The organism is Halorubrum xinjiangense, assembly GCF_900102375.1.
GTDB classification, from domain to species: domain Archaea; phylum Halobacteriota; class Halobacteria; order Halobacteriales; family Haloferacaceae; genus Halorubrum; species Halorubrum xinjiangense.
Window position 1 is genome coordinate 196,684 of record NZ_FNBO01000001.1, and the last position, 17,207, is coordinate 213,890.

The 17,207-nt window shown below is 71.0% G+C and carries 17 protein-coding genes and 1 pseudogene; 8 read left to right on the forward strand and 10 right to left on the reverse strand.

All coding sequences use genetic code 11. The features are described 5' to 3' along the window. Positions 1-19: 19 nt before the first annotated feature. The 3 genes from F3H13_RS00915 to F3H13_RS00925 are packed head-to-tail and all read right to left on the reverse strand — an operon-like array spanning position 20 to position 3,773. Positions 20-793, reverse strand: a complete 774-nt coding sequence (locus tag F3H13_RS00915; protein WP_149797195.1) for a metallophosphoesterase — start codon at positions 791-793, stop codon at positions 20-22. Then, positions 793-2,502: a hypothetical protein gene (locus tag F3H13_RS00920; RefSeq protein WP_149797196.1), complete on the reverse strand. Its 1,710-nt coding sequence runs from the start codon at positions 2,500-2,502 to the stop codon at positions 793-795. The genes F3H13_RS00915 and F3H13_RS00920 overlap by 1 nt, the downstream gene beginning before the upstream one ends. Beyond that, positions 2,499-3,773: a Single-stranded DNA binding protein gene (locus F3H13_RS00925; protein ID WP_149797197.1), complete on the reverse strand. Its 1,275-nt coding sequence runs from the start codon at positions 3,771-3,773 to the stop codon at positions 2,499-2,501. The genes F3H13_RS00920 and F3H13_RS00925 overlap by 4 nt, the downstream gene beginning before the upstream one ends. Before the next feature lie 110 nt (positions 3,774-3,883). On the opposite strand from F3H13_RS00925, the gene F3H13_RS00930 reads away from it, so the two are divergent. Next, the gene (locus F3H13_RS00930) at positions 3,884-4,207 is read left to right on the forward strand and encodes a DUF7510 family protein (RefSeq protein ID WP_149797198.1); all 324 of its coding nucleotides are present in this window, start codon (positions 3,884-3,886) and stop codon (positions 4,205-4,207) included. 39 nt (positions 4,208-4,246) lie between these two features. On the opposite strand, the gene F3H13_RS00935 is transcribed toward F3H13_RS00930, so the two are convergent. Continuing rightward, positions 4,247-5,275: a glycosyltransferase family 4 protein gene (locus tag F3H13_RS00935; protein WP_149797523.1), complete on the reverse strand. Its 1,029-nt coding sequence runs from the start codon at positions 5,273-5,275 to the stop codon at positions 4,247-4,249. A gap of 172 nt (positions 5,276-5,447) precedes the next feature. Continuing rightward, positions 5,448-5,726 carry a DNA-directed RNA polymerase subunit L gene (locus F3H13_RS00940; RefSeq protein WP_149797199.1) on the reverse strand — a complete coding sequence of 93 codons (279 nt, stop codon included), beginning with the start codon at positions 5,724-5,726 and terminating at the stop codon, positions 5,448-5,450. A gap of 113 nt (positions 5,727-5,839) precedes the next feature. Here F3H13_RS00940 and F3H13_RS00945 point away from each other — a divergent pair, with 113 nt between their 5' ends. Next, the gene (locus F3H13_RS00945) at positions 5,840-6,409 is read left to right on the forward strand and encodes a GNAT family N-acetyltransferase (RefSeq protein WP_149797200.1); all 570 of its coding nucleotides are present in this window, start codon (positions 5,840-5,842) and stop codon (positions 6,407-6,409) included. 661 nt (positions 6,410-7,070) lie between these two features. On the opposite strand, the gene F3H13_RS00955 is transcribed toward F3H13_RS00945, so the two are convergent. From F3H13_RS00955 to F3H13_RS00970, 4 genes are read right to left on the reverse strand one after another with little or no spacing between them, the layout of a single operon-like run. Continuing rightward, the gene (locus F3H13_RS00955; RefSeq protein WP_149797202.1) at positions 7,071-7,718 is read right to left on the reverse strand and encodes a 30S ribosomal protein S3ae; all 648 of its coding nucleotides are present in this window, start codon (positions 7,716-7,718) and stop codon (positions 7,071-7,073) included. An 8-nt stretch (positions 7,719-7,726) separates the two neighbouring features. Then, positions 7,727-8,107, reverse strand: coding sequence for a KEOPS complex subunit Pcc1 (locus F3H13_RS00960; RefSeq protein WP_149797203.1), 381 nt, complete (start codon positions 8,105-8,107; stop codon positions 7,727-7,729). A 1-nt stretch (position 8,108) separates the two neighbouring features. Next, the gene (locus F3H13_RS00965) at positions 8,109-9,329 is read right to left on the reverse strand and encodes an exonuclease RecJ (protein ID WP_149797204.1); all 1,221 of its coding nucleotides are present in this window, start codon (positions 9,327-9,329) and stop codon (positions 8,109-8,111) included. A gap of 42 nt (positions 9,330-9,371) precedes the next feature. Then, on the reverse strand, positions 9,372-9,839 hold the full coding sequence (locus tag F3H13_RS00970) for a 30S ribosomal protein S15 (RefSeq protein ID WP_149797205.1): 468 nt from the start codon (positions 9,837-9,839) through the stop codon (positions 9,372-9,374). Between the two features lie 412 nt (positions 9,840-10,251). Here F3H13_RS00970 and F3H13_RS00975 point away from each other — a divergent pair. From F3H13_RS00975 to F3H13_RS00990, 4 genes and pseudogenes are all read left to right on the forward strand, one after another. Then, positions 10,252-11,817: pseudogene (locus F3H13_RS00975) on the forward strand (Na+/H+ antiporter NhaC family protein). Further along, positions 11,814-12,080 carry a DUF7513 family protein gene (locus tag F3H13_RS00980; RefSeq protein WP_149797206.1) on the forward strand — a complete coding sequence of 89 codons (267 nt, stop codon included), beginning with the start codon at positions 11,814-11,816 and terminating at the stop codon, positions 12,078-12,080. Before F3H13_RS00975 ends, F3H13_RS00980 begins: the two are co-directional and overlap by 4 nt. 678 nt (positions 12,081-12,758) lie before the next feature. Continuing rightward, entirely contained in the window at positions 12,759-13,442 is a 684-nt protein-coding gene (locus tag F3H13_RS00985; protein ID WP_149797524.1) for a PHP domain-containing protein, read from the forward strand. Positions 13,443-13,446: 4 nt separating this feature from the next. Continuing rightward, positions 13,447-14,712, forward strand: coding sequence for an asparagine synthase C-terminal domain-containing protein (locus tag F3H13_RS00990; RefSeq protein WP_149797207.1), 1,266 nt, complete (start codon positions 13,447-13,449; stop codon positions 14,710-14,712). Between the two features lie 259 nt (positions 14,713-14,971). Here the strand turns inward: F3H13_RS00990 and F3H13_RS00995 are convergent, their stop codons facing one another. Beyond that, positions 14,972-15,652, reverse strand: coding sequence for a uracil-DNA glycosylase family protein (locus F3H13_RS00995; RefSeq protein ID WP_149797208.1), 681 nt, complete (start codon positions 15,650-15,652; stop codon positions 14,972-14,974). Positions 15,653-15,997: 345 nt separating this feature from the next. On the opposite strand from F3H13_RS00995, the gene F3H13_RS16035 reads away from it, so the two are divergent. Then, positions 15,998-16,174 carry a hypothetical protein gene (locus F3H13_RS16035; RefSeq protein WP_188127967.1) on the forward strand — a complete coding sequence of 59 codons (177 nt, stop codon included), beginning with the start codon at positions 15,998-16,000 and terminating at the stop codon, positions 16,172-16,174. Positions 16,175-16,435: 261 nt separating this feature from the next. Next, entirely contained in the window at positions 16,436-17,167 is a 732-nt protein-coding gene (gene psmB, locus F3H13_RS01000) for an archaeal proteasome endopeptidase complex subunit beta (protein ID WP_149797209.1), read from the forward strand. The last annotated feature ends 40 nt before the right edge of the window (positions 17,168-17,207 follow it).

Consider the following 17,207-nt stretch of genomic DNA (forward strand, 5'->3'; position numbering starts at 1 on the left):
CGGACTCGTTTTCCGCGGTTCAGACCCGGCGGTAGTCCCCGAGCCGCGTCCCGTCGAGCAGGTACGCGTCCGCGCTCGGCAGCGCGGCGGGGAGGTACGGCGCGAGGAACGACTGCCCCTCGACGTTGACCCAAGTGCCCCCAGATCGCTCGTTGAACGCCGGGAAGACGACGATTTCGGGCGGATCTGAACAGTTCCCCTCGTTTCCGCCGTTCTCCACGAACGCCGCGGGGTCGAGTTCCCCGCGGAGCCACGCGCGCTCGACGCGCGAGCCGCCGACCGCGTCCTCCAGCCGCACCTGCGGGTGTTCGTGGCCGGTACATACCACCTCGGCGTCGAGGAGCGCGGGGTCGGGCCACGTATGGCCGTGACAGACCGCGACGTCGGCCGCGGAGTCGCCGGCGAGAACCCCGCCCTCGGGGCCGATCACGGCGAGGTCGGCGGCGAACGCCTCGGCGACGCCCGCGTCGTGGTTCCCCTCGACGAGCGTCATCGGGACGCGGTCGGTGACGGTGGCGATTAGCGTCTCCAGCTCCTCGCGCTCGTCGCCGTCGGGCGCCCCGATCCGGTGCGCGAGGTCGCCGAGGACGACGAGCCGGTCGGCGTCGGTCTCGCGGATGAGGTCGCAGAGGCGCTCGCGCCGCGCGTCGGCCCGGGAGTCCAGTTCGACGCCGCGCTCGTAGCGCAGGCCGACCTCGATGCCGGCGTGGACGTCCGCCACGAGCAAAGCGCGCTCCCCGCCGAGGTCGGCCACGGCCGCGGGCTCACCGACGACCGGCTCGACCCGCGCCATCAGATCGGCTTGAGCAGTCCGTCGCCGGGCTCGTAACACTGCCCGCTCATCAGTGCGTCCTGGATCGCGTCCTCGACGGCGCCGGGATCGACCCCGTGGTCGTCGGCGACGCGCTCGACGACCGCCTCGCGGGGCGCCCCGTCGCCGTCGTCGAGGTCGCCCATCGCCGCGACCGCTGCGGCTTCGAGGTCGACCTCCTCGTCGTCGCCGTCGGCGTCGGTCTCACCCTCGGCGTCGGCGGCGGTCGTGGAGTCGGTGGCGTCGGCCTCGTCGCTTTCGGCACCGGGCGCGACCGCGTCGTCCGCGTGCGCCGCGGAGTCCTCGGCCGCCGCGGGGTCGTTGGCCTCCTCGGCGAGATCCTCCGGGTCGGGCACGTCGATGTCGGCCTCGCCGGGCTCGTCGACCTCGGTCCCGGTCGCGAAGTCGGTGCCGAACTCGGACTCGATCTCCTCGCGCTCCTCGTCATCGAGCTGGTACATGTCGTCGGCGTCGGGATCGAGGTCCGCGGTCGCGTCCGCGTCGCTTCCGGCGTCGAAATCGCCGACAGCGTCCGCGTCGCCGCCGGCATCCTCATCGCGTCCGGCATCAAAGTCGCCGAGACCGCCATCGTCGCTCGCGGCATCGGCGGTGTCGGCGGCGGCGGTATCGTCGTCAGCCGCGGTATCGTCGGCGGCCCCGGCGTCGACGGCGGCCGGCTCGGTAGAGTCGCCCGCGTCGCCGAGCGACTCGGGTTCGTCGGTCGAAGCCGGCTCCGACTCGGTGGTTGCGTCCGTCCCGGGTTCGGCGGTTTGGTCGACGTCCGGCTCGGTCGAGTCGTCGAGCGACGCGGCGGCATCGGTAGTCGCCGACCCGGAGTCGGCGGTCGATTCCGACTCCGCGGTCGGTCCGGCGCTGCCTTCGCCGGGGGACGGTGCCGACTCGGCGTCGGCGTCTTCCCCGCTGGCCTCGTCGCTTCCGGGCGTCGCCGACGGCTCCGCGACCGTCACGTCGGTGTCGGGGAGCGGGCCGATCGCGGTCGCGTCCCCCTCGTCGGGCGCGAGGTCGAGGGACCGGACCTCGTCGCGGTCGCCCGCGATCATCTCGAGGGCGTCGACCGCCATCTGGCGGACCGCCTCGGCGTAGGCCGCGGTGGTGCCGTAGTGGTCGAGCGCCTTCGGGATCCCGGCCGCGAGCGGGGCGGGGGCGCCGCCCGCCTCCAGCCCGGCGCGGAGGTCGTCGCCGCGCAGGTCGGAGTCGAGCGCCGTCGCGAACACCGCGAGGCGGTCGAGCGTCGCCTCGGCGGCGGAGACCACCCAGCGGTCGCGGGTGTCGGCGTCGACCTCGTTGAGGCTCTCCGGGCGGACGGAGGTGAACACGCGGTCGGAGTCCTCCGGTTCGAAGGTGCGCGCCTTGCCGGTGAGCGCGACGAACGCGGGCGGCTCGGCGCGTTCGAGGAAGGTCTGCGCCTCCGGCTGGTACTGGCCCGCGTAGGTGACGAACGCGCCCGAGGGATCGACGACGCGGCCGCGGCGCGTCTCGTCGTTGACGCGCTCGACCTCGGTGAGCACGCCGGCGGTGAACAGGCGGTTCACGCGCGCGCCGGTCGGGGTGACGACATAGTTCGGGGCGCGCTCCTCGTCGCTCTCGGAGTAGGAGAGGGAAGCGTCGTCGAACTCGGCGGCGAACACCCGGTAGGCGACCTCCCGCGTGCCCGGCCCGTCGTCGCTCATTCGCCCACCTCCGCGAGCGCGGCGCGGGCGTGGTCGGCCGGGTCGTCGGCGGCGAGCTCGAACTCGACCGCGTCGAGGGTGGCGCCGTAGTCGTCGACCGAGAGGTTCCCGCGGACGCGGTAGGCGCGCCCGACGAGCGAGTCGGCGATGTCGTCGGCGACGACCGACTTGTCCATCGCGTCCTTCGCGGCGTCGAGGGCGTCGTTGAGCCCGCCGCCGTACACCTCGGCCGTGAGCTCGTCGTCGAGAACGACGGTGACCGTGTCGGTGCCGTCGTCGAGGATGGCCTTCACGCGCAGGTCGTCCTCGCCGTCGACGTCCCCGTGGCTGCGGCACTGGCCGTTCTGGACGACGCGGCCGCACTCCGGACAGCGCTCGATGAGCCCGGAGCCGTCCCGGACCTCGAGGACGTTCCCGACGACCTCGACGTCGAACATCCCGCCGGAGCCGACCGCGTCCGCGACCGAGAGCCGCGGGGCGTCCTCGGCGACCTCGACGGGGTCGGGCAGCGGCGTCACCGTCGAGAACTCGGTGAGGTTGATCGAGGGGACGCCGCGGAACTCACGGACGTACACGTCTTCGATCCGGAGGTCTGCGCCGGCCTCGATCTCGGAGCGCGGCTGCCAGTCGGTGAACGGGAGCTTCGCTGTCTCGTCGCCGACGACCCCCTCGAGGATCTCCGTCTCGCCGTCGCGCCCGGAGATGGTCTTCTCGTCGACCTCCAGCACGCGGACCTCCACGTTGCGGCCGCGGTCGCCGGCCGCGATGTCGACGAGGCTGCGGTCGCCGCCGACCTCGTGATCGACTTCGACCGACTCGTCGGCGATGGCGACCGTCGTCGAGTCGTTGAGGTTGAGCTCCGGTGCCCCCTCCCACTCGCGGACGCCGGCGTTGCCGATCGTCAGCGAGTCGCCCGGCTCGAAGCCGAAGTCCTGCCAGGCGGTGTAGGAGATGACGCCGGTCTCGTCGGCGATCTCCCCCTCGCGGATCGTGAGGTCGTCGCCCTGGTACCGGATCGTGCGCGTCCCCTGCGTCAGCACGCGGACGGTGACCGTCACGCCGTCGTGATCGGTGGTGATCTCGCCGACGTCGACGGCGTCGGGGGTGGGCGAGGAGCCGCCGCCACCGCCGCCGTGCTTCCGGCGGACGCTCTGTTTCGCCTCGTCGATGGGGACGCTGTACTCCAGTAAGTTCTCCAGGTCGGCTTTGACCTCCTCTTTGTCGACGCCGAGGTCGGAGGCGAGCTCCTCGGCATGGCTGTTGACGTCCATCGAAGCGAGGTTCGGCGCGGCCGCACAAAAGGATTCACCACCGACGGGGTCTCCACGACCCCCGACGCGCCGTCGGCACAGCTAAACCGCTCCCGGTCGCACGGGCCCACATGGACGACACCGACATCGACGTCGACGCGCGGATCACCGAGGACCGCACGGTCATCGACGTGACGGGCACGAGGGACGTCGCCGTCGTCGTGCGGTCGGACGACGGCGAGCGGATCTACCTGCCGCCGGAGGGGTTCGACGACCCGGTCGGCGGGTCGCCGTACACCTCGCCGTATCAGGGGGCCGGCGCGGGCGGCGAAGAGAGCCCGTACGGCGGCGCGACCGGCAGCACGCGCGGCGTGATGGAGACGGCTGACGGATTCCGGGTCACGCACCCGCAGCCGGTGACCGAGTTCGACGTGTTCCGGGGCGGGAGGGACTGAGCCGGGGGCGTCGCGGAGGGGGAAGCGGGATATCGGCGGTCAGGCGACGTCTTCGTACACGGCGAGCGTGTCCTCGGCGACGTCGCTCCACTCGCGACGCTCGTACGCCGGCGGCTCCTCGCGGTCGAGCGCCTCGATGAGCCCGTCGACGATCGACTCCGAGTCCGTCTCGACCTCGACGAGGCAGCCGTCGGGGAGCACCTCGGCGACGCCGGAGGGGGTCGCGACGACCTGCGTCCCCGCCTCCAGCGCCTCCGTGATCGTGATCCCGAACGGCTCCGCGTAGGAGGGCGAGACGAACGCGTCCGAGGCGGCGTAGTAGTCGCCCAGCTCCGCCTCCGGGACGTAGCCAACGAACTCGACGCGGTCCTCGATGCCGAGCAGCTCGGCGAACCGCTTCAGCTGCTCGGTCTGGTGGCCCGACCCGCCGACGACGAGGGTCACGTCGCGGCCGCGGAGCTTCTTGGTCGCGTACAGGAGATGAGAGATCCCTTTCTGGTCCGTGTGACGGCCGACGAAGAACAGCATCTCGCCGTCGATACCGAGGTCGTCGCGCACGTCCTTCCCGGAGAACTGCGGCGTCGAGAAGCCGTTGTACACGACCCGCGAGTCCGCGTCGTACAGCTCTCGGATGTCCTCGCGGACGATCTCGCTGACCGCGATGTTCGTGTCGGCGGCGTTCGCGAGCCGGCGCTCGGTCTCGACCTCGCGGCTCGGCGGGTCGATGTTGCGGTCGCTCGCCAGCGAGTGGAACGAGGAGATCCAGGTGGCGTCGGACTCGCGGGCGGCGGCGCGGCCGGGCCCGTACCCGAACCAGTCGTGGGTGTGGATCACGTCGTGGTCGGGCGCGAGCTCGGCGAAGCGGTCGGAGAGCTGCCCGACGCGCGCCGCGACGTCGCCGTCGCCGGTCTCGACGGGTTCGAGCCCCGGCTCGTCGTCGGGCGCGAACTCGGCGGGCAACACCAGCGTGGCGTCGACGCCGAGGTCGTCGCGCAGCCCGGTGAACAGTTCCCCAACGTGGACGTCGAGCCCGCCGGTGATGTTCGGCGGGTACCCCCACCCCAGCATGAGTACGCTCGGCGGCATACACCCCCGTTTCGGGAGTCGGCACTTAGGTATGCCCCTCGTGGCGCGCGCTGGAGCGAGGCCCAAGCGGCGGAGGTATCGGAGAGAACCGGGCGGAGAAGGGAGTTAGAGCAGTCGGACCGTACGGATCGCAGTCAGGCCGTGCGAACCGCAGTCAGGCCGCGCGGACCGCGTCGCGCAGCGCGTCGGTGCGCTCGGTGATCGACCCGGCGGCGTCCGCGAGCACGTCGAGCGGGTCGCCCTCCGCGGCCTTGACGGTGAGGACGGGCTCGGTCTGGCCCCCGGACTGCTCGGGGTTCATGTCGTAGGTCGCGGCCGCGACGTCGTCCGACTCCAGCAGGGCGCCCTTCAGCACGTTCATGAACGTGTGGTCCTCGCCCGCAATCTCGATGTGGAGTTCCGTGTCGGTCTTCTCGATGACCCGCAGTTCCATACCCGTGAGGTCGGGCGAGCGGCGTTTCAAGCTTTCGTCTCCCGAATATCACCGGATGCGGACGGGTCGCACGCGACCCGAAAGCGTATGCTGCCCGCTCCGCTGGCCGCCGTATGGAGATCCGACGGTTGCCCGCGACGGAACCGGCCGCGGAGCGATACGCGAGGGAACTGTGGCTCCCGTACCACTGCGACCTCGCGGCCGCGGCGGACGGCCACGCGCTCGCCGACCGGCCCGACGAGGAGCTGATCGCCGCGGAGGCCGCGTTCCGGCTCGACCGGCTCGAAGAGACGGACAACCGCACGTGGGTCGTCGCGGTCGATTCGGGGGCCGATCCGGGCGAGGTCGATACCGCGATCCTCGACCCCGAAGATCCCGCGCCCGTCGGCGTTCCCGACCCCGACCGCGACCTCGTCGCGTTCGTTTCGACGAGCGTCGACGCGTGTCCTGAGGTGTTCGACCGCCCGGACCGACTCGTGGTCGGCGACGTCTACGTGGCCGAGTCGTACCGCGGAACCGGGTTGGCGGACCGGTTGATGGAGCGGGCGGAGGTTGACGCGCGCGAACAGGACTGCGGCGAGCTTCGGCTCGACGTGGACGTCGACAACGAGCGCGCGATAGCGTTCTACGAGAAGCAGGGGTTCGAGCCGTACCGGAAACAGCTGACGCGAGAGGTGGAGTGAGTGGACGATTTATAGGTCGTTGTTCGCGGAGCGGCGATGAACTCCGCCGGATCCGCGATCGCCCACTTATAAATGGTTGTTAACGAACCGGCGGCAGACACCGCCAAAGCCCCAGCCGCTCGCTTATAAATGGCTGACAGCCGGACAGCGGTGGACACTTCCAAAGCCCCAGCCGCGAGGGCGGCGTACGCTCGCTGTCGCCCGAAAATCTTCGATTTTCGGGATGACGAGAGAGCTTCGCTCTCTCGAACCACGCTCCTTGGTCGCTCACTCCGTTCGCTCCCTGCGGTGCTTGCGTCGTCATCAGAACGCGAAGCGTTCTGATTGGCTCACGAGAGCTCCGCTCTCGTGAACGCCTACGCCGCCCTCGCGACTGCCCCTTTGAGTCCCGCCCCGCACAGCACCGCAGCCTCACGCCTCCCCAGCCTCGTCGGCCGCCCTCCGCTTCGCTCCGGGCGGCCGACTCCCTCGCACGCGCTCCTCGCGGCCGTTTAAAAACGGCTGCTCGGAGGCGCGCGCCACCGCATTCCCCACAGGCGCAGGAATTGTGTTTATAAATAGAATCACCACACCACGCTCTCACTGGCGGTGACCTGCGTGCGCAGTGCGGCCGCTAAACGGTCGATAAACGCAAAACGGGTCGCGTCGGTCGGCCGAGTCGTTACTCGTCGGCGTCGACCGCGACTTCGTCGGCGTCGACGTCGACGGACGCCTCCTCCTCGGCGGCGACCTCGCTCGGGCGCGCTTCGAGGGTCAGCTTCTGGACCTCGACGCGGCGCAGCGGGTAGATCTCCTTGGCGTCGCCGTAGATGGCCGACGAGAGGTTCCCGTCGACGATCGCGTCGACGAACGCCTCGAAGGTGCGCTCCTCGGCCGCGGCGTGGACCTTGTCGATCATCACGCGGCGGATCGCCTTCTCCTGGGAGCGGTCCGCCTTCTTCGTCGTCAGCGCGACGGGCTGGACGCGGACGCGGTAGTCGTCCGTCGTCAGCACCGTGATCGACGCCTCGACCTTCGAGGCGCCGCGGCGGACGAGCGAGCGCAGGTAGTCGCGCGTCAGCTCGTACTTGATGAACTCGGTGTACGCCGAGTCGCTGCCGACGTCGGTGATCTTGAAGGTCAGCTTCGTGTTGTTCGCGTTGGAGTCGCCCGTCAGCTGGTCGAGCGTCGTCGTGATCGTGCGGCCGACGACCTGCTGAGGCTCCTCGGCGAGGGTCTCGCCGAGCTCCTGTCGGTCGAACTGTTCGGGCGCCAGCACGTTGTACCAGCGCTTCTGTTCTCTGCTCTTGGATACGGATCGTTCGCTCATGTGTCGGGTTATGTGTCGGTGTCGGTCGTCTGCGGTTCGTCTCCGGAGTCGAAGGTGTCGATGGAGTCGGCGTGTGCGACGGCAGCGGCGTCGGCGTCCGCGGCGGTGGTCCGCGACGCGTCCGCGGCGGCGTGGTCGCGTGCGCGTTCGACGACGCGGTCGGCGACGCGCAGGTTCACGAGGTGGTCGTCCAGCGTCGACTGGAGCCCGCCGGTCGTCGGGCGCGCGACGGTACAGGCGACGACGTCGCCGTCGACGCGCGTGCGCATCGAGTCGGTCTCGTCCGGCCCGAGCGCGGCCGCGACCGTCGCGGCGTCGGCGTGCGTCGTCCGGACCGTCGCGGTCCGGTCGGCGTTGTCTCCGGTCGATTCGGGGGCGCCCTCCGCCATCTCAGATCGCCTCCCTGAGTGCGGCCAGCGCCGCTGTGATGTCGGAGTCCTCGGTCGATATCCCGCCGCGTGCGGGGGTCCCCCAGCCGTCGCCGCCGACCTCGCCGGCGGCGGTCCGGCAGGCGTCGCCGAGGCCGATCGGGCCGGTGGCCGCGTCGTCCGCTGCGCGGCCCCCGCCGGTCGAACTGGCCGCGAGCCGGCCAGCGCCCTCGTCGAGCGCGACCGCGACGGGCTCCGGCGACCGGAAGTCCCGGACGAGCCGGGCGACCGTCGGCAGGACCGCCGGCGAGGCGTCGACGCGGGCGACGACGCAGCCGTCGTACCGGCCGACCGTCGCGGCGTCGAGCGCGCGGTGGGCCGCCAGTCCGTGGCGGCGCCACGCGTCGAGCGCGGCCGCTCGGAGCGACGCGTCGGGGTCGCTCGCGAGGGCGAGCGCGATCCCCGTTCCGGGCGCCTCCCGGGCGAGCGCGTCGAGCACGTCGGCGTAGCCGCCGACCGTCTCGAACGGGCCGTCGGTCGCGTACGGGCGGAGCGCGCGCTCGACCGCCGAGGCCGCGCGCTCGCTCGCGTCGTCGCCGTCGACCGCGTCGACCGCGACCAGCGACGCGAAGCGCCGGCGGCCGTCGGTGTCGGGGTCGACCGGGAGCCCCAGCGGGGCGAGCGCGTCGCGCGCCGCCTCGGGGTCGCCGGAGTACCGCGTTACCGCGAGCGTCGAGGCCGCGAGGGCCTCGGCGCGCGAGGGCGCGTCGGTCTCCTCGCCGTCCACGTTTCCGCCCGAGACCGGAAGCGCGACGCCGGGGCGCCGCTCGACGCGCCCGGCGCGCTCCGCGGCGTCGAGCGCGTCGCCGGAGCCGTCGGCGCCGGGTATCGACCCGGCCGCGACGACGCCCGCGAGCGCGACCACGGGGTCGGGTTCGACGCCGAGCGCGCGGGCGACCGCGAAGGCCGCCGTGCTGGCGGGCCGTCCCGTTCCGGGGATCGCGTGCGGGCCGCGGTCGACGCCGACGGCCACCGCGACGCCGTCGTCGACGTCGTCGGGGACCGGGTCGGGGTCGACGCGCGCCTGGAACGGCGTGTCCGTCGCTCGGAGCGCTCGCGCGAGCAGCCCCGCGGCTGCCAGCGCGTCGCCGTCGTCGGTCGCGACGAGCCGGACGAACGGCGCGTCTGCGAGGACGCCGGCGAGCGCGTCAGGGGTGAGCGTGGCGGACGTCGCTTCGGTCATGGATTAGGTCTCGTGGGCCGCTGTCGACGCGTCGGGGCCGCGTTACTCCTCGAGGTACTCGACGGCGTTCTCGTAGGTGTACGTGAACTCCTCGTCGATCTCGTCGCCGCGGTAGTAGTTCGCGAGGCGGCGGATCTTCGACTCCGTGTTCTGGAGCGCGCGCTTGTTCTGGTAGTCCTGCCCGTTCTCCTCCATGTGCTCGCGCAGGCCGATCGCCTGCGACATGAGGTTGCGGAGGTCTTCGGGGATGTCGGCGTCGGCGTCGTGTTCCGCTAAGATTTCGGTGACCTTCTTGCCGGTCGCCAGCTTCACGTCGGGGACCGGGACGCCCTTGACGCCCTCGTCGCGCAGCTTGAGGCCGATGACGCTGGGGTCGTGGCCCTGCTCCGCCAGTTCGACGACGCGGGACTCGATGTCCTCCGCGTCGACGTCGCTCCACTCCGGGGTCTCGTCCGTCGCCGGCTTGTCCGAACCGGACGAACCGCGACGGCGCGTGTGCATTCGTGCCATTGTCTGTCTGGTTGGAACGGCACAACCGCAACGTGACCGCGACTCCGCGCGACGCGGCTACGGATCGCTCGCGGACCGAGCGTGTCCGACCGGGCGGCCCGCGCGAGCGAGCCGACCGACCGCGACGCCGGAGGCGTCGGCGCACTGCTACATTCCCAAGCCGCGGGCGAAAGGGCCCCGGCGAGTCGGATCTGCAGCTGTGCTGTTCCCGTATGCGAGGTCGCCGTCGGGGTTCTTAAGCGTGTTCTTGTGGGTCGGAGCGGCGAGACCGTCCTCGCGCTCGGCCCGCTTGGTTCGTTCCGCGTCGTCCGGGGTTTCGTTCCGCTTGGTTGCGGATTTCGTTCCGCGCGAGTTCTCCACAGAAGGGAGGATTTAGGTGGGTCGTCGGTATCGGGAGGTTTGTGAACGATCGATGACCGACACGGCAGACGGGGGTCCGCCGGCGACCGATGGCGGGGAGCCTCCCGACGGAAGCGAGTTCGGCGTCGGCGAGCAGGACAGCGACGGCCAGCGGATCGAGTTCCGCGGCGGGAAGTGGGCAAGCACGGTCCCGCTCGCCTTCTTCATCGGCTGGGCGATCCTCCAGAGCGGCGTCCTCGGGATCGGTGACACGAACGGGCTCGTCGTGGGCGCGCTGATCGGGACGACCCTCGGGATGTTCCTCGTGCGCGGGGACTGGAAGGCGTACGCCGACACCATCTTCGAGGGGATGACCCAGCGCGTGGCCGCGACCGCAATCGTCGCGTGACTGTGGGCCGGGATGTTCGCCCAGACCCTTCAGGTCGGCGGGTTCGTCGAGGGGCTCATCTTCGCGGCCGACGCGCTGAACGTCGGCGCTGCGACGTTCCCGGCGGCCGCGTTCGTGCTCTGTGGTCTCCTCGCGACCGGCATCGGCACGGGGTACGGCGCGACCGTCGCGTTCGTCACCCTGTTTTTCCCGGCCGGCGTCCTCATCGGCGCGAACCCGGTGCTGCTTTTCGCCGCCATCCTGTCGGGCGCCGTCTTCGGCGACAACCTCGCGCCCGTGAGCGACACGACGATCGTGAGCGCGGTGACCCAGGACGCCGACATCGGCGGCGTCGTCGCCTCGCGGTTCAAGTACGCCATCGTGGCGGCGGTCCCGGCGTTCGCCGCGTACCTGATCGCCGGCTCCGTCATGTCCGGCGTGGAGCTCGAGGGCGCCGTCGCGCTCCGCGAGTCCGCGAATGCGCTCGGCTTGGTCCACCTGCTCTCGATGGGCATCGTCATCGTCACGGCGGTCGCCGGCCGCCACATCGTCGAGGCGATCTCGTGGGGGCTCCTCGTCGCGGTCGGCTTCAACCTCCTGTTCGGACTCTCGAGCGCGAGCGACATCGTCGTCTTCACCGTCACCGAGGCCGGCGCGCTCTCCGGGCTGCCGGTCGTGGAGGTCGGTGAGACCGCCGGCGTCGGCGGGAGCCTCTACGCCGGCGCGGTCGGCTTCTTCCCGCTCATCGTCCTCACGCTGCTCATCGTCGCCATGGCGCAGATCATGATCCGCGGCGGCGGCTTCGAGGCGATCCAGACGTTCCTCCTCGACCGCGTCGCGACGACCGTCCGCCGCGCGGAGCTGACGATGGTCCTCGGCACCGCGACGATCAACGGGATGATCACGATAAACACCGCGGCCGAGATCGCGATCGCCCCGTACGTCGCCCGCATCGGCGAGAAGTTCAACATCAACGGCTACCGGCGCGCGAACATCTTAGACGCCAACACCTCCGCGCTCGGCTACATCTTCCCGTGGGCGGGCGGCGTGCTGGTGGGGTACCAGGTGATGGTCGGTCCCAACGGTCTCGGCGCCCAGTACGGCTCGGAGATGGTCGTCAACCCGATCGAGGTCGTGCCGTACGTCTTCCACGGCTGGTTCCTCGTGGCCATCTTCGTCCTCGCCGCGATCACCGGCTTCGGGCGGGAGTACATTCCCGACCGCGTCTCCGAGGAGGTGTCGCGCGCGTGAGCGTCTTCGACAAGTTCCTCGCCGGCTGGTCGTTCCGCGGGTCGACGCCGGACTACGCCGCCGGCGACGTCCTCGAAGTGATGGTGACCGGCGAGGAGGGCGGCGCCCACGTCGCCCGCATCGGCGACTCGACGCTGCGGATCGCGGACGCGCCGGACGACGCGGTCAACACGCGGATCGTCGTCGACGTGGAGTCGTGGGACGACTCGGCGCACACCGGCAGGGCGACCTACCGGAAGACGGTGGGCGAGAGCGCGTTCTAATCAGTGCCCGAGGCGTACTTTTTCGAGGTCGTCGATTCTGTCGTTTATTTATAAATAGCTGTCGGCGGATCGGCGGTGAATATCTCTAATTTCTCGGATTCTCGTTTATAAATGATTAACTGCGGATCGGCGGCAAACACCTCCAAAGCCCCAGCCGCTCGGCGATACGTGATCGACTATTCCGCGGTGACCGCTTCCAAAGCCTCAGCCGCGAGGGCGGCGCACGCTCGCTGTCGCCCGAAAATCTTTGATTTTCGGGATGACGAGAGAGCTTTGCTCTCTCGGACCACGCGCTTCAGTCGCTCGCGTCGCTCGCTCCTTCCAGTGCTTACATCGCCTGCGCCGCCCTCGCGGCTGCCCGTTTGAGTCCCACCCCGTACCGCACAACACCGCACCTCACCCCTCCCCAACCTCGTCGGCCTCCCTCCGGTCGGCCGACTCCAGCGAGGGACCAGAGGTCCCTCTGGCAGCCGGCGCGTCGCGCCGGCGACCTCGCGCGTGCGATTCGCGCCCTCCGGGCGCTCATCGGCACGCGCCACCGCAGTTGGGTTAAATACCACGTTTCAGAGGCGGGGTTCAGCCGCCGAGAGTCACCGCGAATCGCCGCGAATCACCGCGAATCGGCGGGGAGCGGCGCGGACCGGGGCGCTTTTTATGACCACGCTCGAATCGAAGGACGTGCTATCGGTCGAGCTACACGCGCACTCCGCGCTGTCGTACGACGGGCGCGACCCGGTCGAGCTCCTCTTGGAGCAGGCGGCCGCGGTCGGGCTCGACGCGCTCGCCGTCACCGACCACGACGAGATCGACGCCAGCATCGAGGCGGCCGAGAAGGCCGCCGACTACGGCCTCGTCGGCATCGTCGGCATGGAGGTGACCTCGGCGGTCGGCCACGTCCTCGCGTTCGGCATCGAGGAGCGCGTCGAGAGCGGCCTCCCCTTCGACGAGACGCTCGACCGCATCCGCGACCAGGGCGGGATCGCGGTCGTCCCCCACCCCTTCCAGAAGTCCCGCCACGGCGTCGCCGCCCACATCACCGACGAGCAGCTGGCGAGCGCCGACGCCATCGAGGTGTACAACTCCCGGCTGTTCACCGGGCGCTCGAACCGACAGGCCGAGAAGTTCGCCGTCCGCAACGGCCTCCCGATGACCGCCGGCAGCGACGCCCACATCTCCGAGATGGTCGGGCAGGCGGTGACGGAGGTGGGCGCCGACGAGCGCTCCGCGGCCGCGATCCTCGACGGCATCGCCGACGGCCGGACGAGCGTCGTCGGCAAGCGCACCCCGTGGCGGATCTCGCTCCGCCAGTTCGGCGGCGGCGCCAAGCGCCGCGCGCTCCGCGCGCTCGACGTCCTCCGGTGACCGCATGACGAACGCGCCAGCCACCGACCTGCGCGGTGCCTCCGCGAACCGCGTCCGCGCCGCGCTCCGCGACGCCGACCCCCTGCCCGGCGGGCGCGGTTTCGCCGGCCTGCTGGCCGACCCGCCGGACAGCGAGGGGTCGGACCGCGACTCGCCGAACCGCGACGGACCGGTCCTCGTCCGCGACGTCCTCGGCCGACACCCCCTGTTCGTCGAGTCCGCGGCGCTCGACCCCGAGACTGACCGCCGGCCGACGGCCCCCGACGCGTGGGCCTTCGACCGCGACGCGCTCGCCGATCCGGAGTCGGTCCCGGCCGGAAGCGTCGTCTCGACGACGGGGACCGAACGCATCTGGCGGCTCCCCGACTCCGAGCCGACCGCGGACCGAGGGGCTGCGCTGGCGGCGGTCGACGACGCGGTGAGCGCGGCGCTCGACGGCCTCGCGGCCTCGGCCCGGCCGGCGGGCGGCGACGGGGACGAAGACGTCGTCGGAACCGACGGCGACCTCGCGGTCGCCTTCTCCGGCGGCGTCGACTCCGGGCTCGTCGCGGCCGCCGTTCCCGAGGCCCCCTGTTACGTCGCCGGCTTCGAGGGGAGCCACGACGTCGCCGCCGCGCGCGACGCCGCGAGCGCGATGGACCGCGACCTACGGGTCGTCGAGATCACGCACGAGGACCTCAGGCGCGCCGTCCGCGCGGTCGCGGCCGCGACCGGTCGCCGGAACCCGATGGACGTCGCCATCGCGGTGCCACTGTACCTGACGGGGGAGGCCGCCGCCGCGGACGGGTTCGACCGGCTCGCGGTCGGGCAGGGCGCGGACGAGCTGTTCGGCGGCTACAGCAAGGTGGTCGACCCGGCAGACGACCCCCGCGTCGACGCCGACACCGTCCGCGGGGCGCGGACCGAGACCGTCCGCACGCTGCCCGACCAACTGGAGCGGGACGTGCTCGCGCTGCGCGCCGCCGGCGTCGAGCCTGCGACGCCGCTGCTCGACGACCGGGTCGTCGCCGCCGCGCTGGCGCTCCCGGGCGACCTGCTCGTCGACGGCGACGAGCGGAAGGTCGCGCTCCGGCGCGTCGCGGCCGGGCGCGTGCCGGCGTCGGTCCACGCCGCGGACAAGAAGGCGGTCCAGTACGGAACGTACGTCTCCCGCGAGCTCGACCGGCTGGCGCGGCGGGCCGGCTACAAGCGGCGGATGGACGACCACGTGGGGAAGTACGTCGCGGCGCTGTGTAGCGAGGAAAAACCGGCCGGTGAGGGCCGGAGCTGACCAAGTCGCCGCGTGGAGTACCAGTCCTGCGGCCGACGCCCGATCGGTCGGGCGTCTGCGTAGAGATCCGCAGGACAGGTATAAAATCCGGGCAGTAGCGACAAATATGACACCCTCGCGACCGAGTAGAAAACGATCGTCCGCAGACCCGACCGATTACTGACGGATCGGCGCATTGGGAGTCCGCTTTGCCGGGGAAAACGCACGTCCATCCGCCCGAAAACCGACCGGTTCGTTGGCGCGGCGAGCGGCCGCCGCGTCAGCGGACGAGATACGGGTCGCTGCCGGCGATGAACCGGCCGAGGTCGCTCTCGCGGCGGAAGTCGGTCGACCGGAGCTCCCGGAGCGAGTCGACGAGGTCGTCGGCGTCGCCGTCGGTCCAGTCGGCTGGGTGTTTGACCGGGACGACGAGCCAGCCGGCGCCGAGCAGCTCCTCGCCGTGGAGCGCGTCCATGTCGATCTCGGTCTTCCAGGCCCGCGCGGTGTAGGTCTCGAGGACGTGTTCTGTCGCCCGCGCGCCGACCGGGAGCAGCACGTGTGCCGCGATGGCGCGGAGTTCGGCGTCGAAAAAGCGCTCCATGTCGTCGTAGGCGTCGTCGTCGGGCGCCCCCTCGCTCGCGCACATGTGGAGGTACGAGAGGAACGTCCGGTCGGTTCGGACGGGATCGACCGCGGTCGGATCCCCGTCGCGCGCGACGCCGTCGGGGGCGACCCCGTCGGCGAGCCGGGCGATCAGTCCGGCCTCGGAGAGCGCCGACAGGAAGGCAGGCGACCACGGCTCCCCGGTGAAGGGGACGCCCGCCGCGGTCCCGCCGTGGACGCCGGGGTAGTCGCCGACGACGTGGAAGTCGGCGTTGGCGTCGCCGTAGCCGGGGACGAACGAGGGGCAGTCGGGACGCATCCCGAAGGGGTTCCGGATCCGGTCGGTGACGTTCTGCACGCCACCTGTTAGGCGCGCACGGCGTTAAATCCCGTTCGGTCCGGCACGAATCCCGTTCGGTCCGGCACGACGCGGTCCGACGGGGCGGAGCAGCGGGATGGGACAGCGGGACGGAGCCGCGCGAGAGCCGTCGATGCGAGGCGCACGAGGCGACGAGGATTCTCATAAGTTATGGCGATAAACGTGGTCAAACCGGTCTGGGATACGCGTCGATCGGCGCGGGATCGGAGAAGTTTCAGGATCGTTAATTTATGACCCAAAACCGCAAGACCGCGTCGGGGGCTGCTCGTCGGCGACCACGGAAGATATTTATATATCCCCGCGTTCGGGTCGGGCAGAAGTCCAATGTTCGACCGCATCCGAACCGCGGCCCTCTTCGGGCTGCACCAAGCGTCCGTCGCCGTCGGGATCTCGCTGTTCCCAGTGGCCGTCTTCGCGCGCCGGCGGCTCGGTATCAACGTCCCCGTCGGCCGACTCGTCGAGACCACCACCGAGGCGTTCGAGGCCGCGGACGAGGAGTGATCGGGCGGCCGTCGTAGCTCGTTTTGCGGAGCCGACCGAACGCCGAGCCTATTCCGAGCAACCGCGCCGCCGGCCGGTCCGCCGGTCGCGCCGCCACCGCGTCGTCAGCAACCGCAGCCCCGCGACACCGCAGCCCCGCGAGGAGTACCGTCCCCCGCCGCGGTCTGCTGGTCGCGACCCGGTGACGGATAGGCCCGTCGGAACCGGTCGGCGGCCCCCGAAGGGTTGCCTTTATCAGCGCGCCGAGCCAACGAATGTGTAATGCGAACACCGACTGGCGACCTCTCCGACGGGCCGGCCGCCGACCTGGGCCGTGACCAGCCCGTCTTCGGACCGGAGCTCGGCGAGTTCGAACACAGCGAGCGCCGCGCCGCGAAGGCGGAGGAGGACGGCGAGATGAAGACCGGGACCACGACCGTTGGCATCAAGGCCGACGAGGGCGTCGTGATGGCGACCGACATGCGCGCCTCCCTCGGCGGCATGGTCTCCTCGAAGGACGTCCAGAAGGTCGAGGAGATCCACCCGCGCGGCGCCTTGACCATCGCGGGCTCCGTCTCGGCGGCCCAGAACCTCATCTCGACGCTCCGCGCCGAGACGAGCCTCTACGAGGCCCGCCGCGGCAAGGACATGTCGATGGAGGCGCTGTCGACCCTGACGGGGAACCTCCTCCGCTCCGGGGCGTTCTTCGTCGTCCAGCCGATCCTGGGCGGCGTCGACGACGAGGGCGCACATATCTACTCCATCGACGCCCTCGGCGGCACGACCGAGGAGGAGTACACCGTCACCGGCTCCGGGTCGCAGTACGCGCTCGGGGTCTTAGAACAGGAGTACGACGACGACGTCACCATCGACGAGGCGAAAACCATCGCCGCGAAGGCGATCCAGTCCGCCGTCGAGCGCGACCTCGCCTCCGGTAACGGGATCAACGTCGCGGTCGTCACCGACGACGGCGTCGAGATCACCCGGTACAAGGAGTTCGACGACCTGCTGTAAGGCGGCTCGCCGACGGGGCGAGTTCGCCGATCGTTTTTCG